Source organism: Neisseria sp. WLZKY-1, assembly GCF_046546535.1.
GTDB lineage: Bacteria > Pseudomonadota > Gammaproteobacteria > Burkholderiales > Neisseriaceae > Neisseria.
In genome coordinates, this window is sequence record NZ_JBKGTW010000075.1 from 1 (window position 1) to 7,050 (window position 7,050).

At 59.8% G+C, this 7,050-nt stretch carries 7 protein-coding genes; 1 reads left to right on the top strand and 6 read right to left on the bottom strand.

The window, feature by feature from the left end; genetic code table 11:
• Positions 1-107 precede the first annotated feature (107 nt).
• The 4 genes from ACLD9W_RS11780 to ACLD9W_RS11795 all read right to left on the bottom strand — a co-directional run bounded on the left by ACLD9W_RS11780 (position 108) and on the right by ACLD9W_RS11795 (position 5,103).
• Positions 108-863: a HesA/MoeB/ThiF family protein gene (locus tag ACLD9W_RS11780; protein WP_410842193.1), complete on the bottom strand. Its 756-nt coding sequence runs from the start codon at positions 861-863 to the stop codon at positions 108-110.
• Positions 864-1,139: 276 nt separating this feature from the next.
• Entirely contained in the window at positions 1,140-1,817 is a 678-nt protein-coding gene (locus ACLD9W_RS11785; RefSeq protein WP_410842194.1) for a response regulator, read from the bottom strand.
• Positions 1,814-3,706 (bottom strand): type IV pili methyl-accepting chemotaxis transducer N-terminal domain-containing protein, encoded by a 1,893-nt coding sequence (locus ACLD9W_RS11790; protein WP_410842195.1) that lies wholly within the window; start codon positions 3,704-3,706, stop codon positions 1,814-1,816. The genes ACLD9W_RS11785 and ACLD9W_RS11790 overlap by 4 nt, the downstream gene beginning before the upstream one ends.
• Before the next feature lie 230 nt (positions 3,707-3,936).
• Entirely contained in the window at positions 3,937-5,103 is a 1,167-nt protein-coding gene (locus ACLD9W_RS11795; protein WP_410842196.1) for a trans-sulfuration enzyme family protein, read from the bottom strand.
• A 165-nt stretch (positions 5,104-5,268) separates the two neighbouring features.
• Between ACLD9W_RS11795 and ACLD9W_RS11800 the strand changes: the two genes are divergently transcribed.
• A complete protein-coding gene (locus ACLD9W_RS11800) occupies positions 5,269-6,000 on the top strand; it encodes a LytR/AlgR family response regulator transcription factor (protein WP_410842197.1) in 732 nt (243 codons plus the stop codon).
• Between the two features lie 395 nt (positions 6,001-6,395).
• Here ACLD9W_RS11800 and ACLD9W_RS11805 read toward each other — a convergent pair whose 3' ends face one another.
• Positions 6,396-6,758 carry an energy transducer TonB gene (locus ACLD9W_RS11805; RefSeq protein WP_410842199.1) on the bottom strand — a complete coding sequence of 121 codons (363 nt, stop codon included), beginning with the start codon at positions 6,756-6,758 and terminating at the stop codon, positions 6,396-6,398.
• Between the two features lie 18 nt (positions 6,759-6,776).
• Complete coding sequence (locus ACLD9W_RS11810) at positions 6,777-6,974, bottom strand: hypothetical protein (protein ID WP_410842198.1); 198 nt, start codon at positions 6,972-6,974, stop codon at positions 6,777-6,779.
• Positions 6,975-7,050: the final 76 nt, after the last annotated feature.

Sequence of the window (7,050 nt, forward strand, 5' to 3'; positions counted from 1 at the left end):
CTCAATCAGTTTGTTTTGTTTGTACTGACTCAGACGACTTTTTCTCATAAGGAAAATTCTAACTTAAACGGAATCTCCTGAGTTATCTAGGACAGCCCCAAACCTTTTCAGGCTGCTTTGCCCTTATTTGACGAGCAAACCGGACAAGCCGGATTTTTCGCGGCAGCAAAATGCTGCCAGCTTCCCGACAGCGCGTCGTAGCAGTTCAGTCCCGCCGGTTGGGCGGGCAAGCCGAGCAGGATTTTCAGCGCTTCGAGCGCCTGCGTCGCGCCGATCACGCCGACCAGCGGCGAGAACACGCCGGTGAGCGCGCAGCTGCCGTCGCCGCCTTCGGGTTCGCCAAACAGGCAGGCGTAGCAGGGCTGCTCGGGCAGGTCGTGGCGGAACACCGCCAGCTGGCCGGAAAAGCGCACCGCGGCGCCGGAAACCAGCGGCGTGCCGGCTGCGTGGGCGGCGGCATTAATGGCGCGGCGGGTGGCGAAATTGTCGCAGCAGTCGAGCAGCACGCCACATCGCGGCAGCAGAGCGCGCAGGGCGGCTTCGTCGAGACGGCCGAAGGTTTCGATGCGGCAGCCTGAATTGATTGCGTGCAGACGGGCGGCCATGGCGGCGGTTTTCAGGCTGCCGACGTCGCTTTCGCCATAGCTGACCTGGCGCTGCAGATTGCTCCATTCCACGGTGTCGTCATCGGCAATCAGCAGACGGCCGACGCCGGCGGCGGCCAGATAGGGCAGGGCGGCGGCACCCAAACCGCCGCAGCCGACTACCAGCGCGGCGGAATTAAGCAGGCGCTGCTGGCCGCCGATGTCGATTTCGTCGAGCAGGATGTGGCGGCTGTAGCGCAGGAGTTCTTGGTCGTTCATGGCGGTTTTCGCATTAAGGCAGCTTGAAAGGCGGGGAGTGGTTTTCAGGCTGCTTTTATAGTGAGTCAAAATAAAAAAGATACAAGGCAGCAAGCCGAAGACAGTACAGATAGTACGGCAAGGCGCAGCAACGCCGTATATTTTTTATTTTGGCTCACTATATTCACGGATGGTGGGTAAAAGCAGCCTGAAAAGCGTTTGATTGTCTGTTTTCAGGCTGCTTGGGCGGCAGGCAGCCTGAAAACCGAAAAGGCGGTGCAGGGCAGGGCGCCGGTTTCATTCCGCTTTGGGCGGTGCCGGTACGGGCACTTTGTGCTGGACGGCATAAACGGCGGCCTGCACGCGGCTGGTGAGTTCGAGCTTGCGCAGGATGTTCTGCACATAAACCTTTACCGTCGATTCCGCCAAATCCAGGCTGCGGGCGATAATTTTGTTGCTGTGGCCGGCGGCCAGATAGCCGAGCACTTCCAATTCGCGCGAAGTCAGCTCTTCCAGGCGCTGGTCTTCGGCCGGCTTGGCCGGGCGGATCAGCGACTGCACCATATTGGCCATCATCTCGGGCGAAAAGACGTTGTTGCCTTCGGCGGCGTTGCGGATGGATTCGGTGAGAAAGTCGGCATTGATGTTTTTTAGCAAAAAACCGTGCGCGCCCAAGCGCATGCATTCGAGCAAATCTTCACCGTCTTCGGATACGGTGAGCATCACCACGCACTGCTGAGGGCGCACGCTGAGGATTTGGGCAAGGGTTTCGCGGCCGTTCATCACCGGCATGTCCAAGTCCAAAAGGACGATGTCAGGCTCGGTTTGGCGGATGGTTTTGATGCCGGAGAGGCCGTCGGATGCTTCGCCGACCACTTCAAAGCCGCTCTGGCGGGCGAGCAGGGCTTTGATGCCGCTGCGAAACAGGGTGTGGTCGTCGATCAGGACGATGCGGATGGGGCGGGAGTCGTTCATGCGGGATGTCTTTCTTGCTCGGGCAGGAACAGGCGGATGCGGGTCTGACCGGGTTGGGAAGTGAGGTTGAGTTCGGCACGGATGCGGCCGGCGCGTTCGTGCATGATGTTCAGGCCGACGTGGTTGCCGGGCAGGCGCTCAAGATGCTCGGTATCGAAGCCGCGGCCGTTGTCGGTAATCGTCATCACGAAATCGCGGCCGTTGTCGATTTCGATGTTTACCTGGTCGGCCTGGGCGTGCTTGCGGATATTGGACAAGCTCTCCTGCAGGATAAAGATGCACTGCAGCTGCTGGTCGCTGGAAAGCGGCGGGCCCTGGTCGCCGATCCAGTTGATATGGGCGGCGATGCCGGTTTGGCGGTGGAAGCGCTCGACCAGCTCGTCGGCGGCTTCGGCAAAGTCGCGGCGGGCGATTTTGGTGCGGAAGTTTAAGAGTAGCTCGCGCACGTCTTCATAGCATTCCTGCACGCCGCTTTTGATAAATTGCAGGTTTTCGCCGGCCAGATCGCTGCTGCCGGACTGCAGGGCACTTTCGAGCATCTGTACCTGCAAATTAAGAAAAGCCAGCGTTTGCGCGATGCTGTCGTGCAGGCCTTGGGCGATCAGGTTGCGCTCCTGCAAAACGGCCAGCTGACGGCTCTCTTCGCCCAATCGGGTATTGCTGACAACAACGCCAAACTGGCTGCACAAAAGTTCCAGCAGCTCGGTAATGGTGTCGCTAATCTCCTGAGGCTGCCTGAAATACAGGGTAACGATGCCGATATCCTGCTCTTTGTAGCGGATGGGCAGCACGCGCAAATCGCCAAAGCCCAGGCGGCGGCATTCGTAGCTGTGTTCGTTGTCTGCCGCCGGGCGGCTGTCGTAAAAGCGCACGGTGTGCACTTCGTTGTTCTGCACGGCAGTGCCGCACAGGCAGTCGCCGATTTTCGAGCAGGCTTCGGAATGCTTCAATTCTTCAGGCAGCCCGATATGGGCGGCCAGATCCATGCGCTGGCGGCGCGGGTCGATCAGGCGCACGCTGCCGGCATCGGCTTCGGCCACCCGCAGCACCCGCTCCAAAAATACCGCGGCCGCTTCGGCGGCAGTTTGCGGCCGGTTCAGCACCGCGGAAAAAGAATAGAGCACGCCGAGAATAAAGTTTTTGCGCTCCAAATCGCGGGTTTTGTCGGCCACTTCCTGCTCCAAGCCGCTGTAAAGCTGGCTCAAACGGCTGCTCATCTGGTTGAAACCGCCGCTTACTTCGGCAAATTCGGACGGCCCTGCCGTCTGCATCTGCAGCCCGAAGCGTCCGTCGCCAATGGCCTGCACGCCGCGCAACAATTCCTGCAGCGGGTCGATAATCCACAGCCGCGTCAGCCAAATCATCACCGCCGAGCTAACCAGCACCAGCGCCAGCAAACCGCTTTGAAAAAAGCGCAGCCAAGTGATGTAAGTGGCGCTGGTGCGTTCCACTTCGCCGACTACTGTATTGATGGTATTGAGAAAAGCATCCAGCTTGGCCGTGCCGGCGGTTTTCCCTTGCGAAGCAGCCTGAAAAAACGGTTTGACCGTTTGCTGCCATTGCCGCTCCAAATCCGCCATTTTCGCCATGACTTTCGGATCGTCCGGCAGCGAGAGCGGCCGCCGCGGATCGCCGCGGCGTACATTGGCCAAAACTTCGTCGAAGCGGCGGATATGGGCGTCGATTTCAGGCTGTGGCGCACCTTCTTCTGCCAAGAGCGCCAGCCGGTAGCTCTGAAAACGCAAACTGCCCAAATCGTTGATTGCCGCGGCATTGCCTTCCAGCCACAGCGACAGATACAGCGTGAACACGATCGAAGCGACCGATACCGCAATCCACAGCAGGGTAAAGAATTTCAGGCGAAAGGTCAGGCTTTTGAAACGGTTCATGTCCTGCTTCCGATGAGCGGCCGGAAAAAACCGTTCTGCCCGGCGGCGGAGCGGCTTTTGTGCGGGAATGCACTATAGGAGACGGGGATGGAGGCAAGGGGAAAAACGGACGGCATGGGGAGCTTTCTGTAACAAGGCCGCCATGATACCGAAACGGCAGGCCGTCTGAAAGGAAGAGGCCGTGTCTGAAAACGGTTTTCAGACGGCCTTTACGTATGGTGGAAAGCGGATTACAGCGTGGTGTCCAGCGCGGCGGAGATGTCCGCCCAGATGTCTTCGATGTCTTCGATGCCGACGGAAAAACGCAAAAGGCCGACGCGGATGCCCAGTTCGGCTTTCACTTCGGGCGGCACGCCGCTGTGCGACTGAGTGTAGCAGTGGTTGACCAGGCTTTCCACGCCGCCGAGGCTGGAAGCCATGCGCACCAGTTTCATGTTTTTAATCACGCTGTTGGCGGCTTCGCGGCTGTCGTTTTTCAGATAAACGGTGACCACACCGCCGCAGCCTTTGGCCATCTGCCACCGCGCCAGATCATGGTGTTCGTGCGAGGGTAGGCCGGGGTAGAACACTTTTTCCACCGCCGGATGCGCTTCGAGGCGGCGGGCGATGTCCAGCGCGTTGGCGCAGTGCCGCTCCATTCTGAGGGCAAGGGTTTTGATGCCGCGCAGCACCAGCGAGCAGTCGGCGGGGCCGGCCACCGCGCCGGTGTTCACCATCATGGTGTGCAGCGGCTTGGCCAGCTCCGGCGTTTTGGCGACGACGATGCCCATCAGCACGTCAGAATGGCCGCACAGGTATTTGGTGGCCGAGTGGAAAACGATGTCGCAGCCCATGTCCAGCGGCTGTTGCAGATAGGGCGTGGCAAAGGTGTTGTCGATACCCACCAGCGCGCCTGCGGCCTTGGCTTTGGCGGCCAGCGCGGCGATGTCGACCAGGCGCAAAAGCGGGTTGGACGGTGTTTCCAGCCAAACGAGTTTCACGTTTTCGTGTTCCGCCAGGGCTTTGTCGAGATTGGCGGGATCGGTGAGGTCGGCAAACACCACGTTCACGCCCCAGGCGGCGTACACGTCAACCAGCAGATCGTAGCTGCCGCCGTAGATGTCGCTGACGGCGATGACGGTGTCGCCCGGGCGCAAAAAAGTGCGGAACACGCAGTCTATGCCCGCCATGCCGCTGGCAAAGGCGAAACCGGCCGCGCCGTTTTCCAAGACGGCGGCGGTGTCTTCCAGCACTTTGCGCGTCGGGTTGGCGAGGCGGGCGTAGCGGAAGGGGATTTGTTCGCCGATTTCCTTCATGGTGAACATGGAATTCTGATAGACGGGCGGCATGATGGCGCGGTTGTGCTCGTCGGGGTTGTAGGCGGCGTGGATGGCTTCGGTGGCGAATCGGTACTTCATCGGCAGCTCCTGTGTAAAAACGTTTAAAGACGGGGGAAGCGGCGATTGTAGGCCGTCTGAAAAAGCCCATCAAGGCGGCCGGATGCGCTTTGCGGTTGCCAGCGGCGGCCTAACCCGCTACGATTGCGGCCTTTGTATGATTCTGTAAACCAACGGTAGAGAGCCATGCCCAGTGCAATCATAGTAGAAGACGAAATCCTCGCCGCCGAACGCCTGCGCGTCCTTCTGGACGAATGCGGCGTCGTCCTGCTCAAAACCTTCGCCCATGCCCAGCCCGCGCTGGAATGGCTCAGCGTACACGAAACCGACATCGTGTTCACCGACATCAACATGCCCGAAATCACCGGCCTGGATTTCGTCGAGCGCATCAAACGCATCGCCAAAAAGCAGCCGCACGTTATCTTCACCACCGCTTACGAAGAACACGCCCTGCGCGCCTTCGAGCTGGCGGCGGAAGACTACCTGCTCAAACCCATCAAAATCGCCCGCTTGCAGGCCGCTTTGGCGCGCGTGCAGGGCAATATCGAAGAATCCGCCGACGAATTCAAAAGCTTTCAGGTGTTCAACCGCGAACGCATGGTCGAAATCCCCTGGCAGCAGGCGCGCTATTTGCAGGCCGACCAGAAAACCGTCTTCCTCATCACCGGCGACGGCTCGCGCTACGAGCTGCCCAAAACGCTGGTGCACTGGGAAGAGATGCTCGGCGAGAAAGTGATCCGCGTCCACCGCAACGCGCTGGTGATGCGCCACACGCTCGACAGCCTGATTCGCCTCGACGGCGACGAAGACGAAGGCAATGCCAGCTGGGGCGCGAAAGTGCTGGATGTGGAGGAAGTTCTGCCCGTCAGCCGCCGCCAGCTCTCCGCCATCCGCCGCATCCTGCGCGACGGCGCGTAAGCCTGTTCCGCACGGTAGCATCAAAAAGCCCGCAGTGTTCCGCTGCGGGCTTTTTGCGCTTGACCGCTTGGCGAAGGCCGTCTGAAAAAAAGGAGGAGGGCGGTTTCAGACGGCCTCAACCTGACTTTTATAGTGGGCCAACACAAAAAGATACCAGACAGCAAGCCGCAGACAGTACAGATAGTACGGGGCAGGTTTGCTGGACATTTCCAATGCCGTAGATTTTTGTGTTGGCTCACTATACCGACAGTTCGGCATTGCGGCGGCTTTGTCCGCAAACCGCCATTGCCGCCTGAGGGCGCAATATCCGCGTTAAGCGTCGGACAGGCTACCGTGCGGGAAAGAGGCCGTCTGAAAGCCTTATCGGGTTTCAGACGGCCTCTTGGCGTTTTCCGTCAAACGAATTGGAAACGGATAAGCCAGTAATAGCGGCGGTTGGCTTTGCCGTTCCCGCGGCCTTTCAATGCGGCGGCCGCGCGGGCGGCGGCATTGTTGAGGCGTGGATGGGGCGAGGCTTCGATGATGCGGCTGCGGCAGATGCGTCCGTGTGCGTCGGTGTCAAGCCCGATGAGTATTTCGCCTTCCTCGCCGTTTTCAAGCGAGGCGGTGGGGTAGGGCGGGCGGCGCAGGTCGGGGATGATTTCGTGGGCGGATTGGTTGGCGGCGGTGAAGACGATTTTTCGCGCGGGCGGTGGCGGGTTGCGGCGTAGGAAGTGTTCCGCCTGCCGCAGAAAGCGGAGGGACGAGCCGTGGCGGATAAAAACGGGTCTGCCCGTTTAGCGGCCTGCGCTGTCGGGAAATACGGCGGTAATGCGGTCGACGCCTGCGCGGTCGCTGCCGTCGATTTCCTGATAGAGGACGGCGGGAATATCGCTTGCAGCGGCGGGACGGATAAGGCAGGTTGCGAGAAGAAGGGCGGCGGCGAGTTGGCGGAGTATGGTTTCTGTGGCGTAAGTAACAAATTTACTGCCCAAAACCCCCGCAAGCCTTATGCTACAAGACTTTAAGCGGAGTCAAAACCTTTGAACACAAAAAATGCCCTTTTTGCGG